At 62.7% G+C, this 22835-nt stretch carries 17 protein-coding genes; 7 read left to right on the top strand and 10 right to left on the bottom strand.

Annotated features, from left to right (window positions below; all coding sequences use genetic code 11):
- Positions 1 to 212: 212 nt before the first annotated feature.
- Positions 213 to 875, bottom strand: coding sequence for an alpha/beta fold hydrolase (locus tag JQS30_RS05215; protein ID WP_213172318.1), 663 nt, complete (start codon positions 873 to 875; stop codon positions 213 to 215).
- 6 nt (positions 876 to 881) lie between these two features.
- A complete protein-coding gene (locus JQS30_RS05210; RefSeq protein ID WP_213172317.1) occupies positions 882 to 2231 on the bottom strand; it encodes a flavin-containing monooxygenase in 1350 nt (449 codons plus the stop codon).
- Between the two features lie 208 nt (positions 2232 to 2439).
- On the opposite strand from JQS30_RS05210, the gene JQS30_RS05205 reads away from it, so the two are divergent.
- A complete protein-coding gene (locus JQS30_RS05205; RefSeq protein ID WP_213172316.1) occupies positions 2440 to 3606 on the top strand; it encodes a cytochrome P450 in 1167 nt (388 codons plus the stop codon).
- A gap of 412 nt (positions 3607 to 4018) precedes the next feature.
- The gene (locus JQS30_RS05200) at positions 4019 to 4348 is read left to right on the top strand and encodes a hypothetical protein (RefSeq protein ID WP_213172315.1); all 330 of its coding nucleotides are present in this window, start codon (positions 4019 to 4021) and stop codon (positions 4346 to 4348) included.
- Positions 4349 to 4852: 504 nt separating this feature from the next.
- On the opposite strand, the gene ppdK is transcribed toward JQS30_RS05200, so the two are convergent.
- The 6 genes from ppdK to JQS30_RS05170 all read right to left on the bottom strand — a co-directional run bounded on the left by ppdK (position 4853) and on the right by JQS30_RS05170 (position 13173).
- Positions 4853 to 7507, bottom strand: coding sequence for a pyruvate, phosphate dikinase (ppdK, locus tag JQS30_RS05195; protein WP_213172314.1), 2655 nt, complete (start codon positions 7505 to 7507; stop codon positions 4853 to 4855).
- Between the two features lie 562 nt (positions 7508 to 8069).
- Positions 8070 to 8726, bottom strand: coding sequence for a dethiobiotin synthase (gene bioD / locus JQS30_RS05190; protein WP_213172313.1), 657 nt, complete (start codon positions 8724 to 8726; stop codon positions 8070 to 8072).
- The gene (locus JQS30_RS05185; protein WP_213172312.1) at positions 8654 to 9841 is read right to left on the bottom strand and encodes an 8-amino-7-oxononanoate synthase; all 1188 of its coding nucleotides are present in this window, start codon (positions 9839 to 9841) and stop codon (positions 8654 to 8656) included. Before JQS30_RS05185 ends, bioD begins: the two co-directional genes overlap by 73 nt.
- Positions 9838 to 11205, bottom strand: a complete 1368-nt coding sequence (gene bioA, locus JQS30_RS05180) for an adenosylmethionine--8-amino-7-oxononanoate transaminase (protein WP_213172311.1) — start codon at positions 11203 to 11205, stop codon at positions 9838 to 9840. The genes JQS30_RS05185 and bioA overlap by 4 nt, the downstream gene beginning before the upstream one ends.
- Before the next feature lie 583 nt (positions 11206 to 11788).
- Positions 11789 to 12733: an ROK family glucokinase gene (locus tag JQS30_RS05175; RefSeq protein WP_213172310.1), complete on the bottom strand. Its 945-nt coding sequence runs from the start codon at positions 12731 to 12733 to the stop codon at positions 11789 to 11791.
- Positions 12730 to 13173, bottom strand: coding sequence for an SRPBCC family protein (locus JQS30_RS05170; RefSeq protein WP_213172309.1), 444 nt, complete (start codon positions 13171 to 13173; stop codon positions 12730 to 12732). The genes JQS30_RS05175 and JQS30_RS05170 overlap by 4 nt, the downstream gene beginning before the upstream one ends.
- A 202-nt stretch (positions 13174 to 13375) precedes the next feature.
- On the opposite strand from JQS30_RS05170, the gene JQS30_RS05165 reads away from it, so the two are divergent.
- The 3 genes from JQS30_RS05165 to JQS30_RS05155 are packed head-to-tail and all read left to right on the top strand — an operon-like array spanning position 13376 to position 17556.
- Positions 13376 to 15184: an AMP-dependent synthetase/ligase gene (locus JQS30_RS05165; RefSeq protein WP_213172308.1), complete on the top strand. Its 1809-nt coding sequence runs from the start codon at positions 13376 to 13378 to the stop codon at positions 15182 to 15184.
- A gap of 18 nt (positions 15185 to 15202) precedes the next feature.
- Entirely contained in the window at positions 15203 to 16888 is a 1686-nt protein-coding gene (locus tag JQS30_RS05160) for a sensor histidine kinase (RefSeq protein WP_213172307.1), read from the top strand.
- Entirely contained in the window at positions 16885 to 17556 is a 672-nt protein-coding gene (locus tag JQS30_RS05155) for a response regulator transcription factor (protein ID WP_213172306.1), read from the top strand. The genes JQS30_RS05160 and JQS30_RS05155 overlap by 4 nt, the downstream gene beginning before the upstream one ends.
- 279 nt (positions 17557 to 17835) lie before the next feature.
- Here the strand turns inward: JQS30_RS05155 and JQS30_RS05150 are convergent, their stop codons facing one another.
- A complete protein-coding gene (locus JQS30_RS05150; RefSeq protein WP_213172305.1) occupies positions 17836 to 18966 on the bottom strand; it encodes a glycosyltransferase family 4 protein in 1131 nt (376 codons plus the stop codon).
- Between the two features lie 128 nt (positions 18967 to 19094).
- Here JQS30_RS05150 and JQS30_RS05145 point away from each other — a divergent pair, with 128 nt between their 5' ends.
- Positions 19095 to 20447 carry an NYN domain-containing protein gene (locus JQS30_RS05145; RefSeq protein WP_213172304.1) on the top strand — a complete coding sequence of 451 codons (1353 nt, stop codon included), beginning with the start codon at positions 19095 to 19097 and terminating at the stop codon, positions 20445 to 20447.
- Positions 20448 to 20457: 10 nt separating this feature from the next.
- Here JQS30_RS05145 and JQS30_RS05140 read toward each other — a convergent pair whose 3' ends face one another.
- Positions 20458 to 20883, bottom strand: coding sequence for an RDD family protein (locus JQS30_RS05140; RefSeq protein ID WP_213172303.1), 426 nt, complete (start codon positions 20881 to 20883; stop codon positions 20458 to 20460).
- A gap of 390 nt (positions 20884 to 21273) precedes the next feature.
- On the opposite strand from JQS30_RS05140, the gene glnA reads away from it, so the two are divergent.
- Positions 21274 to 22698 (top strand): type I glutamate--ammonia ligase, encoded by a 1425-nt coding sequence (gene glnA / locus JQS30_RS05135; RefSeq protein ID WP_213172302.1) that lies wholly within the window; start codon positions 21274 to 21276, stop codon positions 22696 to 22698.
- Positions 22699 to 22835 lie beyond the last annotated feature (137 nt).

Below are 22835 nucleotides of genomic sequence, written 5' to 3'. Positions count from 1 at the left end.
GTCCCATACATCGGAACTCGGATTGCTAGTTGGACCTGCCACCGCTGCGGCCGGAGTAAAAGCGACCATTCCGAATACAACGACCCACGCGCCGATAACCATCGCACGGAACAGACTAAGAGCCATTCGATTCATGTCTATAACCCATCTAAAAGGTGGGGATCGGCTCAGACTGTGAATAGACTTTAATGTAACGGGACCGCACGCATAAGTCAACTGTTCGACTCGACCTGCTTTAGCCACGAAAGGATTGCGTCGAGGACGGACTCCCAACCGGGGCCAGAAATCAGGTTCTCCTGACCGGGGAACAATAGCGGATCGACATTGAACGAGGCAGTCAGCTTTTGCAGCCGCTTCGGAGTCGCGGCGACTTCACTGCCCGCGGCGACGATCAACACCGGGGGTTGGCCAACCAGCGGCAGCGACTGCGGCTTAGTCCGGACCGGGTCTATGAGCACCACGGCGGAGGCAGGGTAGCGGGTGGCGGCGGCGACGACCGTCGCGGCCGCGGTGCCATGACCGATAAGCACCGATTGGCGTGGCATCAACACGACCTCTTGCACGAGGTCGTGCACGCGGCCTTCCTCTCCCCCGTCGGCATCGACGGTTTGCCCCTGCCCGCGCAGACTGACGGACCGGGCCATGCTGCCAGCAGCGGCAATGCGCGGCAACCAGCCGTTTGCGAAGAGGGACGCCCCCTCGCTCTCACCGGTGAGGCACAGAACCGGAGGTGTGTCGGGGTTAGTCGTCGCGTCGATATCAAGCAGATCTTCGGGCCGCACAGCCACCACTTCACGACGCACCGGCGTGATCTCATTGCCGCGCGTGCGTTTCAACCAAGCGTCGAGGGCCACTGGGGTCTTTTTGTCGAACATGCTGAACTACTCGTCTGCTTCCAGGGTACGAATGATGCGGGCCAAGCTGGGCAAATATTCCTCCGAGGAGACCGCCAAGCGGTGGCGCGGCGAGAGCCCCTCCGATACCGGCGGAGTGGTCTTCTTGGTTTCGGCGACGACCTGTTCGCGAAACGCGGTCGCCCGGGCGGGGTCGCCCGAACGCACCTGCAACCAGCGCGCGATCGCGTGAGTCTGCCAATGAACGACCGGGAAGACGCCGATACCGGGTTCGACCAGCCCCGCCACCGCCAAGGTCTCCGAAAGGGGGGAGAACATGTGCGCGTTTAGCTGCGGACGGCCCAAAGCGGCATCGAGTCCGAGGAGACGACCGTCGACACAGTCGATGCCCCATTGAAAACCGGTCGCGAAGATGACCAAGTCCGGTTTGACGATCGACCCGTCACTGAAGGCAACCTGGCTGCCTTCGAAACGGGTGATCTCCGGCTTTGCCTCAATTGACCCTTCACCCAGGTGCTCGAAGTAGCGGCCATTGCGCACCGGCTCCTCATCGCCCCAAGCGTGGTCGGGTTCGCTCTCACGCAGACGGCGGGCCGTAGATGTAGCCCGCTCCACGTGCAATTTCGTCACGAATCTACGCAGGGGCTGCGGCAGGGAGTTGATGCGACGCAACGAGCGGTCGAAGGGCTGTCCATCGTGGTACTTGGGAACATGCCAGTAACCCCGGCGCGTGGAGTGCCAACATTGCGTGGCATTGAGAGCCGCCTCGCAAGCAAGGTCGGTTCCGGAGTTTCCGCCCCCGACGACGAGTACTTTCTTGCCACGAATGGGCGCTGCGCTCTTGAGAGCCGAGGAATGCAACGTCCGTCCGGTGTATCGCTCCAGACCCGGATAGGAGGGAATGTTCGGGTCCCAGTGGTGGCCAGTGGCGATAATGACCGCCCCGTAACGCAGACGGCGGCTGGCCGAGCCGGAGGCCGCCTTGATGCTGACCTCGAACCGGGAACCGTCCACGGGAGTGATCTGCTCGATCTCAGAGCCGAACCAGATGTGTTTCTCCAGGTCGAAATGGCTTGCGTAGCGTTTGAGATACGCCAGCGTTTGCGCGGCAGAGGGGTAATCGGGCCAGTCGTCGGGCATGGGGAAATCGGGGATCTCCGTTTGTATCCGCGACGTCACCAAGTGCGTGTTGGTATATAGGGGGCTGTGTTGATTGGACGGGTTCCACAGGCCACCGATGACAGTGTCCCGTTCATAGCAGTCGACCTCGAAGCCGTATTCCCGCAGGTTCTTGATGGCGAGGAGCCCAGAGGCTCCCGCGCCGATGACACAGACGGCTTCACCGCGATCGTAGGCATCCGGACTGGTTGGCCTCACCGGGTGCTCCTTTGATTTACCGGGGGACTCGTGTCATCGCAGGGTACCGCGAGCGATGTTCACCTACATGGGCGAGGTCACGCCTTAAAAGCACGCCGGGGGCCACAAAAGCGGTCCGTTCGCACCGCCCGGTCAAGGTTTCGTTCACAAGGTCACCAAGCCACCAGGTGTATGCGGCATTTCAGAGCTGACCTCATAGAGTTTTGGCATGTTGTTTCAGCTGTGGGATCACCCGCGCCCGGCCGAGTCGGTATTCCGGCGCGATGGCCAGGTCGTGGTCACCTCGCACCGGCTGGCCAAGACCGTACTAACCGACGCGACCCGGTTCAGCGCGGGGAACGCTTTGGACGCGATCACCTCATTGACCCCGGCGACCATGCGCGCGCTGGCACGACACCGGTTTCGCCTCCCGCCCACTATGGCCAACAACGCCACCGACAGCCACCCGCACTTGCGAGAGCTGGTCGGCGAGGCGTTTCACCCCGGCAAGGTCAACTCACTACGCCCTTGGTTGACGGATTTGGTGCGTCAACAGCTCGTTTCGGTGCGATCACGACTCGACGCTGGCGAGGTGGTCGACCTCGACGCGCATGTGTCAGCCGAGATCCCTCTGCTGGCTTTGGGCCGGTTGCTAGGTGTGCCCTCCGATGCGACGGCGGAGGTCAAACAGTTCTCCCGGGCGGCGTTGGAGATGTTCTGGGGTCGGCCCGACGAGGAGCGCCAGTTGCAGCTGGCTTCCGTGGTTGGGCCCTACCACGCACGACTGCGGGAACACATTCGTACCTCCACGGGAACGATGGGGCGGGTACGCGATCAACATTCGGAGGACACCGCGACTGCGGCACTGTTCTTCCTGCTGGTGGCCGGGCAGGAGACCACGGCACAGTTTCTCACCCTCTTGCTGCATCGTCTGTTGACCGACCGAGATCTGCTCACCGAGGTCGAACCGACCCAGGCGGGGGCCATCGTCGAAGAGGGGTTGCGACTGTTCCCCTCCATAGTGTCTTGGCGGCGGGTTGCGCGGGTGGATACGCAGCTGGAAGGTTTTGCCATCAACGCGGGAGAGTCGGTCTTGGTGTGGCTGGCCGCGGCCGGACGCGACCCGGCCATTGTGGACAAGCCGGAGGAATTTGTCGCGGGTCAACGGGGTTCACGTAAGCACTTGGCCTTTGGGGCGGGTGCTCACCGGTGTCTGGGCAGCCAGTTGACACGCCTGGAGTCTGAGGTCGTGATCGCCCAGGCCGTGCCTGTACTGCGCGAATGTGAATTGGTGCAGGCTCCGAGCAGCCCGGATAACCTCTCGTTTCGGATGCCAGGCCCGATGCTGGTGCGAAAGAGGGCGCACGTGAATACCGGCCCGTCGCCTCAGCTGTGAAGTGGGCACCTGGGAGAGTTCTGAGCTTTTACACTCCGATGACGGATCTACCAATATGCTGCTCCCCTGTCGTACCAAGCAACAATCAGCTTTGGGGACCCCATTCGGAAGCATTTTGCAAAAGTGCGCTTCCAGGGACGCAGGAGGCGAAGTTTACGCAGCGAAACGAGCCGTCGAAAATGCCGAAATCTCCTTTTGCGCAAGCAAACCGGCTTTACCCGCCATCGCCCCTCGGGTCCCATATGGGTATTGGCCAACCCAATTTCAGCCCGAGAACGGATCGACCTCGGCGTGGGTTTACTGGCGAATTAATCGGCCACTCCAGCTGTTGTCCGTTCGCGGGAAAATTCCTCTCAGCGGGCGATATACGGATAAAATCAGGGCCACGCCGATGCGACCTGAGAGGATTTCCATGAATGACGTCGCACTTCCCAAGCCAGTCCAGGCTGTCGTCAATGCCATCAACGAGGGAGACACTGAGGCATTTGTCGCCGCGTTTTCCACCGACGGACGAGTGGACGATTGGGGGCGAGTACTGAACGGGCACGATGGCGTGCGTAGCTGGGCGGACACCGATGCTATTGGCATGAACGCCTCCATGAATGTCACCAAGGCAACGACCACCGACGACGTGACTCACCTATGGTTCGACTGGCGTAGCAATCGGTTCAATGGAACCTCGGAGGCATACGTGACCGTCGCCGACGACAAAGTCATTGAATTTCGCATTCCGTCTCACTGATGGGCATAGCGAAGCTTCATTCCCATACGATCCCAACAGATTTCTTTTCCTACTGCGGTGGAGCGTCGTGCTAGCGGGGAGGCCTATGCAAAAGGCACTTTCAGCGTTCTCGTCGGCTCGTTTACCTGCGTAAACTTCGCCTCCTGCGGCCTTGAATGTGCACGTTTGCATAAGCCTCGGGGCTTCTGGTGGCGCTTGGGAAAACTCACCTGCGCTCGAATTAGTTGCCAATGCGCCATCCAATAGTCCACATTAGCGCAATAAACGAAACCGGCAGGGGCGCGCCAATTGAGGGCGACAATGTCGCACTCGACCAACGCGCCCCAGCCGGTTGCGTAACAACATCATCGAGGCCTATGCAAAAGCACAGGCTCAAGGCCGCAGGAGGCGAAGTTGAGGCCGACCAACGGACCGACGAAAATCGCCGAAGACTCCCTTTGCATCAGCCTCATCAACCTCGCGGCGTCAATGTTCAGGCGATACTGACCATGATGTGCCTTGCCCCTAACGGGAGTCTGACTTTTCTCCGCCCTTGTCGGCCAACGCCGCTTGTCCTGCGGCCAGACGGGCTACCGGGACGCGGAAGGGTGAGCAAGACACGTAGTCCAGCCCGGCCGCGTGGAAGAACTGAATCGATTCGGGGTCTCCACCGTGCTCTCCACACACCCCCAGGTGCAGTTCAGGCTGTGCCGCTCGTCCCGCCTTGACCGCTTGTGACACCAGTTGGCCGACTCCGGATGTGTCGAGAGTGGCGAAGGGCGACGTGTCGAAGACGCCGAGCTCCTGGTACTTGCCGAAGAACGAGCCTTCGACATCGTCGCGGGAGAAACCCCATGTCATCTGGGTGAGGTCATTGGTGCCAAAGGAGAAGAAGTCGGCTTCGGTGGCGATGTCGCCAGCGGTGAGGGCGGCGCGTGGAACTTCGATCATGGTTCCCACAGGTGCCAATACGCCATGTTCGTTGAGAATGGCGCGGGCCGAGGTGGCCGATAGGTGTAGCTCGGTCACGTCGGCCACTAGCGGAATCATGATCTCGGGGCGCGGGTCCAACCCTTCTTGTTTGAGGGCCAGCGCCGCTTGCGCGATGGCGCTGACTTGCATCTCGTAGAGCCCCTTGATGACCAGCCCCAGTCGCACGCCGCGTAGGCCGAGCATCGGGTTGTGTTCGTGTAGGCGCTTGACCGCCGTTAGCAGTTTTTCGTTCTCGGTGGTCGGTTCGGTGGCCTGGGCGATGGACAGGTCGATGATGGAGGGCAAGAATTCGTGCAGCGGTGGGTCGAGGAGGCGGATGACCACGGGAAGGCCGTCCATCGCCCGCAGGATTTCGGTGAAGTCGCCCCGCTGTAGTTCGAGCAGTTGATCCAGTACGGCCTTTTGCCCCTCTTCGTTGGCCAGTACGAGTCGTTCGACCAGTTGGCGGCGCTCCCCTAGGAACATGTGTTCGGTTCGGCACAGGCCAATTCCAACTGCTCCGAATTCGCGGGCTCGCTCGGCGTCGGCTCCGGTGTCGGCGTTGGCCCATACGTGGAGGCGCGATGAAGCGTCCGCGTGGCGCATGAGCCGGTCGACAGCCCTGATGAGACGGTCGGCGTCGGCGGGAAGCTCTTTGGTGAAGTAACGCGCCACTGGGGAGGGGCATACGTCGATGCGCCCGGCCCATACCGCGCCGGTGGAGCCATCGATGGAGATTTCGTCACCTTCGCGAATGGTGTGTCCGTCCGCGGTGATGGCGTGGTCGGCGAGTACTTGGAGCGCCTCGACTCCACACACGCATGTCTTGCCCATGCCTCGGGCGACGACGGCCGCGTGTGAGGTTTTGCCGCCCCGCGCGGTGAGAATGCCTGCGGCGGCGATCATTCCGCCGAGGTCGTCGGGGTTGGTCTCGCGGCGGATGAGGATCACGTCCTGGCCAGCTTGAGCTTTCTCGATGGCCCGCTCGGCGCTGAAGACGGCCGTGCCCACCGCCGCGCCGGGTGAGGCCGGGATGCCGCGAACCAGCGGCGCGGGGAGGTTCTCGCCGTCAAAGGTCGGGAACATCAACTGCGAGAGCTGTTCGCCGCTGACGCGGCCCACGGCTTCGTCCAGGGAGATCAGGCCGTCGTCGACCAGGTCGGAGGCGATCGTGAATGCGGCCGCTGCGGTGCGTTTGCCCACGCGTGTTTGCAGCATCCACAGGGTGCCCCGCTCGATGGTGAACTCGATGTCGCATACGTCGCGGTAGTGGTTTTCCAGGGTCTCCATAATCGCCAGAAGTTTGTCGTAGGAGGCCTTGTCGATCTTTTCGAGCTCGGTGAGCGCGACGGTGTTGTGGGTACCAGCGACGACGTCCTCGCCTTGGGCTCCGGTGAGGTAATCCCCGTAGATGCCTTGGGCTCCGGTGGCGGGGTCGCGAGTGAAGGCGACACCGGTGCCGGAGTCCTCTCCGAGGTTGCCAAAGACCATGGCCACGATGTTGACGGCGGTTCCCAGGTCGCTGGCGATGCCTTCGCGGCGACGGTACAGTTCGGCCCGTTCGGAGTTCCAGGAGCGGAACACCGCTTCGGTGGCCTGCCACAGTTGTTCGGATGGCTGTTGCGGGAATGGTTTCCCGGTGCCGGTGAGTACTAGGTCCTTGAAACGGTCGACCAGCTTCCACATGTGTTCGGTGGAGAGCTGGCTTTCGGTCGCGGCACCAGCCTCTGCTTTGATCGCGTCGATGGCCGCGTCAAAGGGCTGTGGGTCGAGCCCCTGCACGGTCTTGGCGAACATTTGGATGAGACGCCGGTAGGTGTCGGCGGCGAATCGGTCGTCGCCTGATTGGCGAGCCAGACCGACGACCGATTCGTCGTTGAGTCCGATGTTGAGGACGGTGTCCATCATGCCGGGCATGGAGAACTTCGCCCCGGAGCGGACCGAGACAAGCAGTGGATCGTCTTTGTCTCCGAGCCGACGCCCCATGGCGGACTCGACGGCCTTGAGGTGTTCGTGGACCTCATCTGTTAGCTCGGGCGGGAGTCCTCCGCTTTGCAGGTAGTGGCGGCATGCCTCGGTGGTGATGGTGAAGCCAGGGGGCACGGGCAGGCCCAGCCGAGTCATTTCGGCTAGGTTGGCGCCTTTGCCTCCTAGCAAATCTCTCATCCCGGCGTCGCCGCTGGCGAAGTCGTAAACGTATGTGGTCATGGCCTCGTCCTCTGGTTTTGGTGCGCTGACCCGAGTGGGCCCTGTGAACTTGTTGCCAGCTCATAAGACGCGAACGTCTGTTGCTTCCGGAGGTTAACCACTGAGTAACCCGCTCGTGAACCTCTTTGTGACATAGTCGACTACGCACTGTGCATTCGTGCGCGAAACCTGCAAATTACGAGCACCCAGACACATAAACGAAGGCAAATAAGCAAGACATCCCATGTTTTGGAAGTTAATTTTACGCCCTTATCCACAGAGAATTAGCCAGAAGCGAGCAATCGACTTATGCGACAAAAAGGCATAGAAAGGGAGGAATCACCCTGCGACTGGAGGGGCTCCTGGGTCGCATGGGAGTGAGCACATGCGATGAGCGAGCGTGGAATGCGGGAACCCAAACGGGATATATCTTCATGAATTACCGCCGGGTCCAACAACAAGGCACCGGCGGTCTTCGACCTCACGGGCACACCTCATGCGCGGCCGTCGAGCTAGGTGCGACAGCCGCGCCACCTACCCGCGCCCCTAGACAGGAAGGGTCACGGAGTCTTCATGCGGGGAGTTACGCGGCTCGCGCCAGCGCCAATTGCCCCAACCATGCTTCGGCGGCACGTTGAAACGCCGCTGGCGCCAGACGCCCGGCTTTCTCCGGAATGCAGCCGATACGGCGGCCCGGCAAATCATGCAGATTCTCATATTCGGCGATTCCGGGCCGGTTAGGCCACGAGCCGATCACGACGAACGACTCAAGAGAGCGGCGGTCAAGTTCCGCCAGGGTGAGCGCGGTGTGATTGATGGTCCCCAAACCCGCTCTAGCGACGACCACCACTGGCGCTGCCAGCTGCTGCGCCAGATCAGCCACAGTCCAGTCATCCTGACCCAGGGGAACCAAGAGGCCCCCGGCTCCCTCGATGAGAGTCACGTCCGCTTCACTGGCCCGCACCTGCGCGTAGGCATCATCGAAGGTCATGCCCGGTTGCCCACAACGGCGTGCCGCCACCGAAGGGGCCAGCGGGTCGGGGTAGTGCGCCAGACACTTCGTGGCGACGCCGGACAGGCGAGCCACGGTACCGGCATCGTCGTCGTCTCCCGTTTGGGCGAGTTTCACGGCCTCAACAGTGTGTCCCTGGTTGGCAAGAGCCACCGCTAGGGCCGCCGTGGCGATGGTCTTGCCGACACCAGTGTCAGTGCCGGTGATGATGACGGGTCCGTTAAACATGGCCTAGTCTCCTTGATCACGTTGAGGGCGGATCGGAACTTGCTTTTAGACACGGAGCTATTGATGGTGACGCGCAAGCGAGAACGTGGGTCGGGTGTGGAGGGGGGCCGGAAGCATCCGACGGCGACCCCCCGCTGGCGGCAAGCGGTGGCCCAATGGGTGGCCGCGTAGGCGTCGGCGGCCGGGATCGAAAGTACCCCCGCCGCCGGTGTGACCACCCCAAGTTCGCGGGCCGCGGTGGCTGCCCTAGTCGCAAGTTCGGCGCGCAACAGGTCGGACTCCCTGGCGATCCTGAGCCCTTCACGGGCACCTGCGGCGACCGAGGGCGGCAGTGCCGTGTCATAGATGAAGGGCCGGGAGGTGTCTTGAAGGTGGCGGCGCAGGACCTCGGGCCCCGCGACCACTCCCCCGGCCGCTCCGAGTGCCTTCGACAGGGTGGCCGTGACGATGATGCGGTCTGAACCGGCCAGATTCGCGCCGACCACCTCCCCGGCGCCAGAAGGGCCCGTCACACCAAGCGCATGAGCCTCATCGACAATGAGCAGCGCATCCGGATGCCGGACAACCAGCGCGTGTAGACCGGACAGAGGGGCCGCGTCCCCACAGACCGAATAGACCGACTCACACACGACCAACGTCGGCCCACTGTGCTGATCGAGCTTGGCGCGCAGATCGGACAGGTCGTTGTGTTTCCAGGTCTGGCTGAGACCGGTCGACCGGCGAGCGGCATCGTGCAAGGAGGCGTGAGAGTGGGCATCAAGCAGGATGCGGGTGCGTCCTTGTGCCAGCGCCCCGATAAGGCCGAGGTTGGCCAGATACCCCGACGAATAGACCAGGGCGCTGTGGGTGCGCAACTGATCGGCGAGGTCTCTTTCCAAAAGCGAATGTTCGGTCGTGGTGCCCCGCACCGCCCTCGACCCACCCGCGCCAAGCCCCCATGTCGCAAGCGCCTCCCGTGCCGCGGCCACCACCCGAGGGTGACGGCTGAGGCCAAGATAGTCGTTGCTAGCCAGGTCGATCAGCTCATCATCGGTGTCGCGATCGGAAAGCTCACGGTTGAGCCCGGCACGCTCACGCAGCTCAGCCCGGCGAGCGAGTCGCTTGAGCGCCTTCATGTCAGGACCTCGTCGATGCCCTTGATCAGGGCTCCGGCCAAGAGCTCAGTCTCGTCCTCACCCAAGTTCAGCGGAGGCATGACGATGACGGTGTTGCCCAGGGGACGCAGCCAGACTCCATGGCCTCGCACGGCCTGGCAGACTTCAAAGCCGGTGCGAGGGCCCCGGTCGACCACCTCGACGCCGATCATCGTGCCGTGCCGTCGGATCTCCTTGACCCCGGGATGGTCCCTCAGCGGCGCCAGTAGTTCTCCAAGCCGCTCCCCGAGCGCCGCCGCTTGACCGACCACGTCTTGTTCTCGCATGATCCTCAGGTTTGCCAGCGCGGCGGCGCAGCACAATGGATTGGCGGTGTAGGTGTGGCCGTGGAAGAAGGTGCGGGGCGTCGTCGAGCCATCGGCGAGGAATCCCTCCCACACGTGTTGTGCGGCGAGAACGGCCGACAGAGGAAGATAACCTCCCGTGATGCCCTTGCCACAGGCGAGCAGATCTGGCACGATTCCGGCGTGTTCGACCGACCACATGCGACCGGTGCGTCCGATTCCAGTGGCGACCTCGTCGCACACCAGGAGCGCGCCGTGTTCGGTCGCCAGGCGGCGCGCGGCTTGCAAGTAGGAGGCTGGATAATTCAGCATTCCAGCCGCACCTTGCATGAGCGGCTCTAGCACGATCGCGCACACCTCACTGCCGTGCTCGGCCATGATGCGCCCCAGCTCTTCGGTGCAGGCGGCCACGTGATCGTCCTGGTCGATACCCTCATGTCGCTCGCCTGGTGAGGGCGCGGCGATGGTCTGCAACAGCAGCGGCCGATACGTCTGATGGAACAAGTCGATGCCTCCGGCCGAGACCGCGCCGAGGGTATCGCCATGGTAGGCGCTGGTGAGGCGGACGAACTTGGGCCGAGAGTGGCCGGTTTGGGTCGAGTATTGGTAGGACATCTTCAGCGCCACTTCCATGGCGGAGGAGCCATCGCCCGCGTAGAAGACCTTCGTCAGCTGCGGCCCCTCGCCTTGGGGAGCGATGTCGATGAGGGCCTCGGCTAGCTCGATGCCCGGCCGGTGGGTCGTGCCCAGGAATGTGGAGTGGTCGAGCGTGTCGAGCTGTTCCTTCACCGCGGCGTTGATGTCGGGGTGGCAGTGGCCAACCGTGGTGACCCACAGGGAGGAGACACCATCGAGGTAGCGGTTTCCGTCCAGGTCGATCAGCCAAGGGCCTTCCGCGCTGGCTACCAGGGTCGGTTCGTCAGCCACCCAGGTGGAGTGCTGTGTGAATGGGTGCCACACGGCGGCGGCGTCGCGCTCGATCCAGGCGTCGGTGCTGGGGGCCGCGCTTGAGGTGGGTTCACGCGAGGCACTGTATGACATCGACAACTCCTTTTGGAGGAAAGTTCTAATTCCCCCTGGAGAATACGCCACGAGCCGCGTAGTCTCAACACCCCCGCTGGCACGCGCTAGTGTCTCAAAACTGACAGTGCCCCTCGACCACGCGGCAAATCGGGCCCATTGGCGCCACAGTCAGGATCGCCTTTGCGTATGGCGTTGGGGGCGCACTTTTCCTAGGATGTCATTTCCGCATCCACAGTAGAGGAATAATAGGAGTCATGTGGAATCGTTTCGACAATCGCGACACTTCTATTATTGACGCATTCCCAAGGCGACCCAATGGAACTATTTCCACCCCCCAGTTGAGGCTATTTCCACCGACGTGTTGCGGAGTCTTGCAATGGCCGCGGCACTCCAGCGAACCCTGCCCCCCAGCTCACGCAACTGGACACAAGTACATAAATGCGGCACACACCGAGGGTAATCGGCAATTGTTACCGAAGAGTTAACTTGTTCCAGCCCGGGTTCATCATGAATTAACGCGCGCGCCTCCTCAGGGCCTCAGGGCCGCAGCATCGGGGCCGTCGCCGAAGGCTGCGGCCCCGATGCTCACCCGTGGCCTCCCTCAGCGGCGGGCCAGGTCGGCCGCACCGATGACCCCGGCGTCGGTTCCCAGCTCAGCGGGCAAAATAGTCGCCGATGGCAACGCTTTGCGATCGGCGAGCTCGCGCTCATAGTTCTCTTGGATGGGCCCCATCAAGAGGTCGCCAGCGGCGATCACACCACCGGCGATGATCACGTGGTCGGGGTCAAGCAGTTGCACCATGTCGGCGCAGGCCATACCGAGGTAACGGCCGATAAAGCCAAAGGCCTCCAGCGCCACTTCGTCACCCTCCAGTGCCGCCTCTGTGACCTGGTACCCGGTGATCGCTTCGGCGTCGCCACCAGCGAGCTTCAGCAAGGTTGGGGCCTTGTGCGGGGTGGCGGCCGCTCCTTCGCGTGCCGAGCGCGTCAAGGCATTGCCCGAAGCATATTGCTCCAGGCAGCCAAAACTTCCGCACGGGCAAGGGCGGCCATCCATGACCGCGCGCGAATGGCCCATCTCGCCCGCAAATCCGTGGCTGCCACGCACCAGCTCACCCCCGAGCACGATGCCGCCGCCAATTCCGGTACCGACGGTGAACAGCACCGCTGAGGAACCCTGCCGCGCCGCACCAAACCGATATTCGCCCCACAGCGCCACGTTCGCGTCGTTCTCCACCACGATGGGCAGGTCGTCGACGACCCGGCGCAGATTGTCGCGCAGCGGCTCCTTATTCCAGGGCAAGTTGGGCGACATCTCCACGGTCGAACGATCGGAGGAAATATAGCCCGCCGAACCAACGCCAATAGCCTCTACCTGGTGATTCGAGCGCAATTCCTGGATTACCTCGATGGCGGCGCGGGTCAGGCCCGGCCCGTCTCCGCTAGGAGTGTCGCGGCGAGCGGAGGCCACAATGGCACCGTCCTCGTCTACGACGCTTCCTCCCACTTTGGTGCCGCCGATGTCAATCCCGACCGTCAGGCTCACTGCCGTTCCTCCGCGCGTTTCTTAAGCTCTCTCAAGGCCGTATCCATGATCATTTTCTCGGCCTTGCGCTTGAACATACCCAGCATCGGGATGCTCAAGTCCACTGACAAGGTGTACGTCACTTGGCAGGCGCCATTGCCCTGGTCTTCCAGATCGTACGATCCGACCTGGTGTTTTTGCACATTCGACGGCTCATCGAGCACCCACGAGACCCGCAGGGGCTCCCCGTGGTCGTAGCGGAGACGATAGGAGTCCTTGAAGACTCCGGCGTCGAGCACGAAGCCGACCAACACCGCCCGCCCCGATTCATCGGTTTCGATGACCTCGACATTTTTGACCGCCTCCACCCATTGATCGTAGGCGGCAAAATCGCAGATCACGTCCAACACCCGCTGTGCGTCGGCGTTGATGACTATTGATTGGCTCGAAGAAGAAGTCACAGAAGAAGACTATATTCCGACCGACTCGTGGGACGAAACCGGAAGGAATCATGACTGAGCGTAAGCGAACGCCCACCAAGTGATGCCATGATGAGACCTGGGTCAACTTGCCAAGTGATTTGGCACACCGGTAGCGTGTCGACATACATCTTGCCGAAAGTCTTAACCGTCTTTTAATGACGGCTTATCAATGGAGTCTGCCGTGCGCGAGTTTTCAGTTCCCTCAGCCGCCACTGTGGCCGACGATGAAAACACATTGTCGGCATTGTGGGAAAACGCGGACAACTATCCGAACTCACATGTCTTTGCCCGCACCGAAGACGACGGTCAAACTTGGACCGACGTCACCTTTACCGAATTCCGCGACCAAGTCATTTCAGTCGCGAAGGGGCTCGTGGCCTCCGGAGTGGAACCGGGTGACCGGGTCGGACTCCAATCCATGACCCGCTACGAATGGGTGCTCTTCGACTACGCGATCTGGGCAGCCGGAGGCGTCACCGTTCCCATCTACGAGTCCTCCAGCGCCAACCAGGCCGAGTGGATCCTGTCCGACTCAGGCGCCGTGGCCGTGATCGTCGAAAACGCCGAGCACTCCAAGGCGGTCGACTCGGTCAAGAAGAACCTGCCTGAGCTGAAGAACAAGTGGGTCATTGACCAGGGCGCATGGGAGACCATTGCCGAACTGGGCAAAGACGCCGACGTCGATATCGAACAGCGCCGTACGTCCCGCGGTGCCGACGACCTGGCCACCATCATCTACACCTCGGGCACCACCGGTCGCCCGAAGGGCTGCATGCTCACCCACGCCAACCTGGTGTCGAACGTTCGCAACGGCCTGATCCAGTTGGACAACCTACTGCACGACAAGTCCACGATGTTGCTGTTCCTGCCCTTGGCTCACGTGCTCGCCCGCATGGTTCAGGTCGGCGCCGTCTCGCAGCGAGTCAAGGTCGGCCACCTGGGCAATCGCGAAAAACTCAAAGAGACCATGCCGGTCTTCCAGCCCACCTTCTTGCTGGCGATGCCCCGCGTATTCGAGAAGGTCTACAACAACGCCCGGCAAACGGCGGCGGACAAGGGTAAGGAAGGCATCTTCGACAAGGCCGCTCAGGCCGCGATCGACTATTCCAAAGCCCTGGACACGCCCGGTGGCCCCAGCCTGATGCAAAAGGTCAAGGCAAAGGTCTTCGACAAGCTCCTTTACGCCAAGCTACGGGCTGCCATTGGCGGCAAGTGCGAAGGCGCCATTTCCGGAGGTGCCCCGCTGGGCCCAACGCTGGGTCACTTCTTCCGTGGCATCGGTGTGAACATCTACGAGGGTTACGGGCTGACCGAAACCTCGCCGGTGGTCTCGGTCAACACACAGAAGGCGCTCAAGATCGGCAGCATTGGCAAGCCGATCCCGGGCACTGACGTGCGAGTCACCGACGACGGCGAACTTCAAGTGCGTGGGCCGCAGGTGTTCCCTGGATACTGGAACAACGACGAGGCCACCGCCAAAGTCATCGACTCCGACGGCTGGTTCACCACTGGAGACATCGCCGCCATCGACGACGACGGATACCTGACGATCACCGGTCGCAAGAAGGAGATCATCGTCACCTCCGGCGGTAAAAACGTCGCTCCGGCCCCACTGGAGAAGATCATCGACGCCAGCCCGCTGGTGGCCAACACCCTGGTCGTCGGCGACAAGCGCCCCTTCATCGGCGCGCTCATCAGCCTCGACCCCGAAGCAGTCGAGGCATGGCTGAAGCGCAACGAGCGCCCGGCCGACACGCCATGGACTGATCTGGTGGAGGATTCCCAACTGCTGGAAGAACTCTCTAAGGTGGTCGATAGCGCCAACGAGACCGTCTCCAAGGCCGAGCAGATCAAGCAATTCGCCGTTCTGCCCGCGCCACTGACGGAAGCCAATGGCGACATCACGCCTTCCATGAAGGTCAAACGTGATGTAGTCGTGGAAAAATACAGCAAGGAAATCGACTCGATCTACGCTCGTAAGAAGGCCTAGGTCAGAAGCGGAGGCGGGATGGCCGATGAACCAGTGCTCAAAGGGCACTGGAGGCTACCCGCCTTCGCTCTGCGTACCCTTCTGTTCGCGCTAGTCGCGACCGTCGGCTGGGCCACCGTCGGTCCGTTGCAGGCCACCATCTGGTGTTCGATCCTGCTCCTGGCCTCACTTCCGGCCGTCGTCTCGCCCACCCATCGCGTGTTGGGCCCGGCCGGACGCCTCGTGGAAACGTCCGTGGTCATCCTCGGCACCCTCTCCACCGGAGGAGTCCCCGCCTGGCTGCTTCCCTATCTCTTGGTGCCGCTAGCTCACTCGGCGTACTACGCGGCCGACTACGTCGGTGAGCGGCGCCTGCTCGACCGTCTCTTTGTCTGGGAGCCGGCATTCTTGACCAGTGGAGCCGTCACCGGCCTGATCATCGTCGGTTCGACGCTACCGGCGATTCACTACGAAACGTATTTCACCGCCGTATCCCAGGCCGTCACCATCGCCCTAGTCGCGGCCATCGCCGCCTGGTGGGTTCGCCGCAGTCAAAGCTATGCCGACGAGGTGTCCCCCAACCATCCTTACGTGGAAGCCGCCGCGTTGCTCACCCAACTGCGGGCCGTGGCGCGACAACTGCCCGGCGGCACCCTCGATCCAGGCGGCATCGCCACCGACATCGTCAACTCCGTGGCCGAAGTGGCCGGCACCCAACGCATCGCGGTACTGGGAGCCTCGGCGGGACGCCGACTAGTGGTGCTGGCCCAGCACGCCGCCGAGCGAGTCGACTGGGAAACCTCCCCGCAGCTCAACACGTTGCTAGCCGATGCTTGGGCGGGGCAACAACCGCAAACGGGAAGACTGCCGCTGTCACGGTCGGCAGGCGGACCGGTGGCCTCACTAGTGGTACCTCTGGTCGCCGAACAACGCACCGTGGCTTTGGTGGCGGTTGAGTCCGAGGCCATAGACAGCTTCACCACCGAGATGGTGCAGGAAGTCCAGGACCGAACCAAGGGCATGCCGCTGCGGCTGGAAACCGCGTTGCTGTTCGAAGAAGTGCGTTCCCTGGCCACCGCCGAGGAACGCCAACGCCTAGCCCGCGAAATCCACGACGGTATCGCCCAAGAGTTGGCTATGTTGGGCTACGGCATCGACAATGCGACAGCGGTCGTGCCCGAGGAGGCCACTGAGGCCCGCGGGGAGCTAGAGGATTTGCGCGCAGAGGTGACGAGGCTGGTGACAGAGCTTCGTTTCTCACTTTTCGAGCTACGATCAGATGTAGACCGGCAGGGTGGTTTGACCGCTTCCATTGCCGACTATGCCCGAACGGTCGCCTCGTCGGCGGGCCTGCGGGTGCATTTGTCGCTAGACGAGGGCGGGGCGCGCCTTCCCGCCAGTGTGGAGGCGGAGCTATTGCGCATCGCGCAGGAGTCGATCACAAATGCCCGCAAGCACGCTCGAGCCCAGAACCTATGGGTGACCTGCGAGGTGGACCCACCCTATGCGCGAGTGGAAGTGACGGATGACGGCCAAGGACTCTCCGGCGATCAAGCCGAGGGGCGCTACGGACTGGCCATCATGTCCGAGCGCGCCGAACGCATCCGTGGTTCTTTGGAGATTCGTCCCCATAAGCCCCACGGCACGACCGTGGCAGTTGTCCTGCATGCTTCCCAACGGCCCGTTGGCGCCACGGAGGCTAAAGATGAGGAGACCAAGCAATGAGTTCTGACGTTACCGAAGTGGATGACCGCATTACGATTCTGCTGGTCGATGACCATGACCTGATCCGTAAGGGATTGCGGCACGCCTTTGATCGGGACCCGGAATTCGACGTCGTGGGCGAGGCGGGAACTGCCACTGACGGAGTGCGCAAGGCCTCGGCGTTGCAACCAAACGTGGTGATCATGGACCTGCGGCTTCCGGATGGTTCGGGACTGGACGCCACGCGCAAGATTCGCAAGAACCACCCGGAAATGGGCATCGTGGTGTTGACGATGTACGCCGGAGATGACCAGTTGTTCGGCGCGTTGGATGCGGGAGCCTCGGCGTTTGTGCCCAAGAGTGCCCCGTCCAACGACGTGGTGGCGGCGGCGCGTCATGCCGCGGCGACCCCGAACGCGTTCACGGCCGCGGATTTGGCCGAGGCGATGAAGCGACGTCTGACGCCCACGGGCCCGCAGTTGTCGCCCCGTGAGTCGCAAGTGTTGAAGCTACTGGCCGACGGCATGAGTGTGGCGGGCATCGCCAAACAGCTATATGTGTCGGAGTCAACCGCGAAGACACACATTTCTAAGTTGTACGAGAAGTTGGGCGCGGGAAACCGCGCGCAGGCGCTGATGACGGCGTTGAAGCTGGGTCTGCTGGAGGCTCCGGACTCACCGAAGTTCTAGCGTGTCCGCCTGAGGGTCTTTGGCGGCGGTTCGCCTGCCCGCCTGGCTCGATACGGCACGCACCGAGATATCAGTCTGGCCGGGGCCAAATACTGCACGCAGGCTTGTCAAGGGGTCTCACCATCGCGGTGGGGCCCCTTGGTTGACGGGCCAGCTCCCGCCGGTCATCTTCGAGGCTTATGCGAAAGTGCGAGTATCTGGGGCGCGGGAGGCGAAGTTTAGGCTCCTAGACGAGCCCACGAGAACGCCGAAGGTGCCTTTCGCATAAGCCTCGTCGTTCTATTGCGGTATGCCGAGCATGGAGAAAAGCCGTCGAGCCTGGTGTTCCCACGTCCATTCCTTGGCGACCCACTCCCGTCCGGCCTGGCCAAACTTAGCGGCGAGGTCTCGGTCGGTCAACAGCGTCACCAGTCGGTCGGTGACCTGGTCGCGGCTGCGCCCGTCGACCACGAATCCGGTGTGGCCATCGTCAACGGCCGCCGGAGCTCCGCCCGAATCGCCCACGACGACCGGCAAAGCGCATCCCGCGGCTTCGGCAAACACCGCGCCCAGGCCTTCCACGTCGAGGCCGCCACGGCGGGTGCGGCACGGCATCGCGAAGACGTCTCCGGCCCTATAGTGGGCGGCCAGCTCATCCTCGGGAGCCAGTCCGGCGAAGACCACGTCGTCGGTCACCCCGTGTTTGGCGGCCAGCTTACGCAGAGTCGACTCGTAGGGACCCTGCCCCACTAGCAGCAACGCGGCCTTCGGGACCGATGCTTGAATACGCGGCAGGGCTTCGATGAGTATGTCTTGACCCTTACGCGGCACGAGCCGGGAGACGCACACGATCACTGGTCGTCCCCGCAGGCCCCAGCGTTGCCGCACCGGGGAGGCATCCACACTGGGGTGGAACTGTTCAGTGTCGACGCCGAAGGTCAGCTGCCGCAAATCGGTACGCTCCCCTACCGCCTTGGCGATGCGAGATCGGGTGTATTCCCCCAGGTAGGTCAATACATCGGCCCCGTCGGCAATGGCGCGTAGTCGGCCCCGCGCCACCGGCAGCGACGCCCATCCCGCCTCATGTCCGTGAGTGAGACCGACGATGCGCTCGATCGCGGTTTCCGCCCGCATCCTCGGCGATAGGAGGCCCAGCGGTGCGGCCGCTCCGTACCACAATCGGGTACATCCGTATTCGTTGGCGATCTCAACGGCCCGGCGTCCCACCCGGGCGGTCGGCAGCAACATTGAGGACTTGTCGCGGATGACGGTGAAGTCCTGTTCGGCATCAAACTCCACGGCGCCTTCGGCGGTCGAGGAGTACACCACCAGGTCGTCGGCGGGGAATCGTCGAGCCAACCCGTATACGAAAGACTGTATGCCGCCTCGGCGCGGCGGGAAGTCATTTGTCACCAACAGAGTCCGACTCACAGTGTGGATACCTCACGGCGGTAGCGCCCAGCTTTGGGCCGGGGACGGTCGAGAACGGCTCCCTAGGGTACGGCAGACCTGCGCAGGCTCGGTCACAGGCACCTGCGCGAGGTGGCACACTTGGAGCTATGACTGACCAATCCGACAGTGACGCCGAAACCCGCACCGACTCCAGTTCGGCGCGATTCGCGCTCCTGCCGGAACCGGCCCGGACGCAGGCGGTCGACGTCGCCTCCGCTGTGCTCCCCGGCATCCGGATCGCGGATATGCCCAAGCGGCTGCGGCGGTTTGTCCGGTTCACCGCTGAGAAGCGGGCCAAGCACGCGGCGGGAATCCTGCGCGAGGAGCTAGCGCAGAACCCGACGTTCCGTTCGCAGGTGGCCCAGCTGGTGCGTTCCTCCGACGCGCCGTTGGTGGCCCAGGTCCTCCAAGGAGACATACCCGCCATCGCCAAACCGCATGAGGTGGCTGCGTTGGCCTATCTGCTGCAGCCGGAGGGCTGGCAGGACTTGGTCGAGTCGGCTTCGGAGTCTCTACGCACCTCTGAGGCATCGGCCGAGGTCGAGCAGAAGGTCAAGGACGCCCACAGCGCGCAGGCGGCGGCCGAGCGGGATCGCGACGCGGCCTATAAGGACAACGAGCGGTTGCGCGAAGAGGTGCTGGGGATGCAAGAGGAGCTGGCCACGCTGCGATCCGACCAGCATCGGTTGCGTCGCCACTTGGAAGAGGCCCAACTGGCTTTGACGAAGGCTCGCAATGACTTGGCCGCGGAGAAGGGGCGTCTCAAGCAGCTCAGCGGCAAACACGCCGCCGAGGCAAAGAAGTTGCGCGAGCAACTGGCTCAGGCTGAAACCGAGCGCGACCGCGCTAGAGAGGCCGTGCGCGACTCACGACAATTGCATGATTCACGGCTGTGGCTGTTGCTGGAGACATTGTCGGGCACCACGGCTGGTTTGCGCCGGGAATTGGCGATGGAGCCAGTGGTCGAGCGCCCCGCCGACCACGTGGCCGACACTCGGTGCGCGGAACCGGAGAAACTCGCGGAGTCCTCCCGTGGGCTCCACCCGTCCGACCCTGGGCGCCTGTTGCAACTGTTGGAGCTGCCCCAAGCTCACCTCATTGTCGACGGCTACAACGTGACGATGCGAGCGTGGAAGGAGATCTCGCTGGAGCAGCAGCGCAATCGGCTCAGCAAGGGCCTCTCCGGCGTGGCCGCGCAGACCGGGGCCGAGGTGACCGTGGTCTGGGACGGCTCAGACCCGGTCGTGGGGCTGCCACCGCCTCCGCGCGGGGTGCGGGTTCTGTTCAGTAAGAAGGGGCAAACCGCCGATGAGGTCGTGCGGTCCTTGGCGGCCGCCGAGCCCTCCGGACGGCCGGTAGTCGTGATTTCCTCGGATCGCGAGGTGGCCGAAGGTTCGGCCCGGCACGGAGCCTACGCGCTTCCGGCCGAGGCTCTCATCAACCGGCTCTCACGCGGCTGAGCAATGCCATTCAGCCACGGCTGGCTCCCTTGACCATGACGGAGTTGGCCGCTCGATCATGCAGCCCACGCCCATGTGGGTCGATAAACGCGGTAACCAGAGGAAAGACCAGCAGCATCAAAAGGACCCGCACCAGAGCGCGTGGCACGCCTATCGAGCCTAGGTGATCAGCGTTGACGCAGTGAATACGCAGGAAGAACATGCCTAGCGACTGGGTGGAGAACCCGAGGGCGGCGGTGTAGACGACCACCAGTAGCCCCGGCGTGTACAAGTAGGCCCATTCTTCGGGAAGCCACCCGGCGACTCCGGCGGCCCGAACGATGACCAGGCAGGCCACCCAGTCGATCAATAGCGCGGCGAACCGCTCTCCGAGGCTAGCCAGGTCGGGGCTGGCGGGGGTGTAGGAGGAGGACGAAGACTTTGACTGGGCGCTCATGAGACCAGCCTAGAAGATTCCCGGATTTGCGGCACCGACGCTCCTAAGCTGGGTGATGTGTCGCGAAACCACCGGCGGTGGGACTGCGCCGATGTGGGGTGCTGACGTACGGCACCGGGACCGATGGGATGCCGATGATGCGCTTATCACACCCGGTGGCCGCAAAACGGTGGCGTTTAACAAGACCGAAACATTTGAGTCATGACGTGGCAACGGCCTCTGATTAGGCTCAGACGAAACCGAAGCTCCCGTTCGGACCCCAGGTGGCCGCCGTTACCGGCCGCGTCGGGGCAAGGTTAAGCCGCCGATTCTAGGTGGCGAAGCTCGACGGCCGGGTAGAGGAAGACAGCCGAGGCACACATCGGCACCATCAAGAGGAGAGGAAGCCTCGTGTTCGCAAACCCAGACGAGTTGCTCAAGTATGTGAGTGACAACGACGTGAAGTTCATTGACGTGCGGTTCTGCGACCTGCCGGGGGTCATGCAGCACTTCAACTTGCCCACAAGTTACTTCGATGCCGACCTCATCACCGAAGGCCTGGCCTTTGACGGGTCCTCGATCCGAGGATTCCAGGAGATCCACGAGTCGGACATGCTACTGCTGCCGGACGTGACCACGGCCTTCATCGACCCCTTCCGTGAGCACAAGACCCTCGCCCTGAACTTCTTCATCCACGACCCGTTCACCCGCGAGCCCTATAGCCGCGACCCGCGCAATATTGCCAAGAAGGCCGAGCAGTACCTGGTCAGCAGCGGTATCGCGGAGACGGCCTATTTCGGACCCGAAGCCGAGTTCTACATCTTCGACTCGATTCGCTTCGACACCAAGCCGCAACACGGTTTCTATTACATCGACTCCGTCGAGGGCGCGTGGAACACCGGCACCGACGAGCCGGGCGGAAACCTCGGTTACAAGCCTCGCCACAAGGGCGGTTACTTCCCCGTCTCCCCGACCGACCAATTCGCCGACCTGCGCGACACGATGGTCAACAACTTGGCCGCCGCAGGGCTTGAGGTCGAGCGGGCGCACCACGAAGTTGGCACCGCCGGGCAAGCTGAGATCAACTACAAGTTTTCGACGCTCACCCACGCCGCCGACCAAGTTCAGCTGTTCAAGTACATCATCAAGAACACCGCCCACCAGGCGGGTAAGACCGTCACCTTCATGCCCAAGCCTCTGTTTGGCGACAACGGTTCGGGCATGCACACCCACCAAAGCCTGTGGTCGGGCGGAGAAACCCTGTTCTATGACGAGACCGGATACGCCGGGCTGTCCGACACCGCTCGCTACTACATCGGGGGGCTCCTCACGCACGCCCCGAGCCTGCTGGCATTCACCAACCCCTCGGTGAACTCGTTCCGTCGCCTAGTCCCGGGCTTTGAGGCTCCGGTGAACCTGGTGTACTCGCAACGCAACCGCTCGGCTTGTACCCGTATCCCGGTGACGGGCACGAACAAGAAGGCCAAGCGCGTGGAGTTCCGCGTGCCTGACCCAGCGGCGAACCCGTACTTGGCCTTCTCGGCGATGCTCATGGCCGGGCTGGACGGCATCAAGAACAAGATCGAGCCGCCAGAGCCCATCGACAAAGACCTCTACGAGCTGGGCCCGGAGGAGTACCGGGACGTCAAACAGGTACCGGCTTCGCTCGACGAGGTGCTCAACGAGCTGGAAAGCAGCCATGACTACCTGCTGGAGGGCGGAGTCTTCACGCCGGACTTGATCGAAACGTGGATCAAGTACAAGCGCGAAAACGAGATCGACCCGATCCGCCAGCGTCCCACTCCGCACGAGTTCGACCTGTACTACGAGGTCTAACTAGGAGCGACCAACGCACCGTAGAGGGGGGGCACACTGCTGGCAGCAGTGTGCCCCCCTCTACGGTGCCCCATGGCAAAGGTGAGCAAGCTATCACAACACTGTGGACAAGCGGGTGCGATGAATGACGTGGGGCT

The organism is Natronoglycomyces albus (assembly GCF_016925535.1).
Lineage (GTDB): Bacteria > Actinomycetota > Actinomycetes > Mycobacteriales > Micromonosporaceae > Natronoglycomyces > Natronoglycomyces albus.
This window is presented reverse-complemented; position numbering and strand designations above follow the sequence as displayed.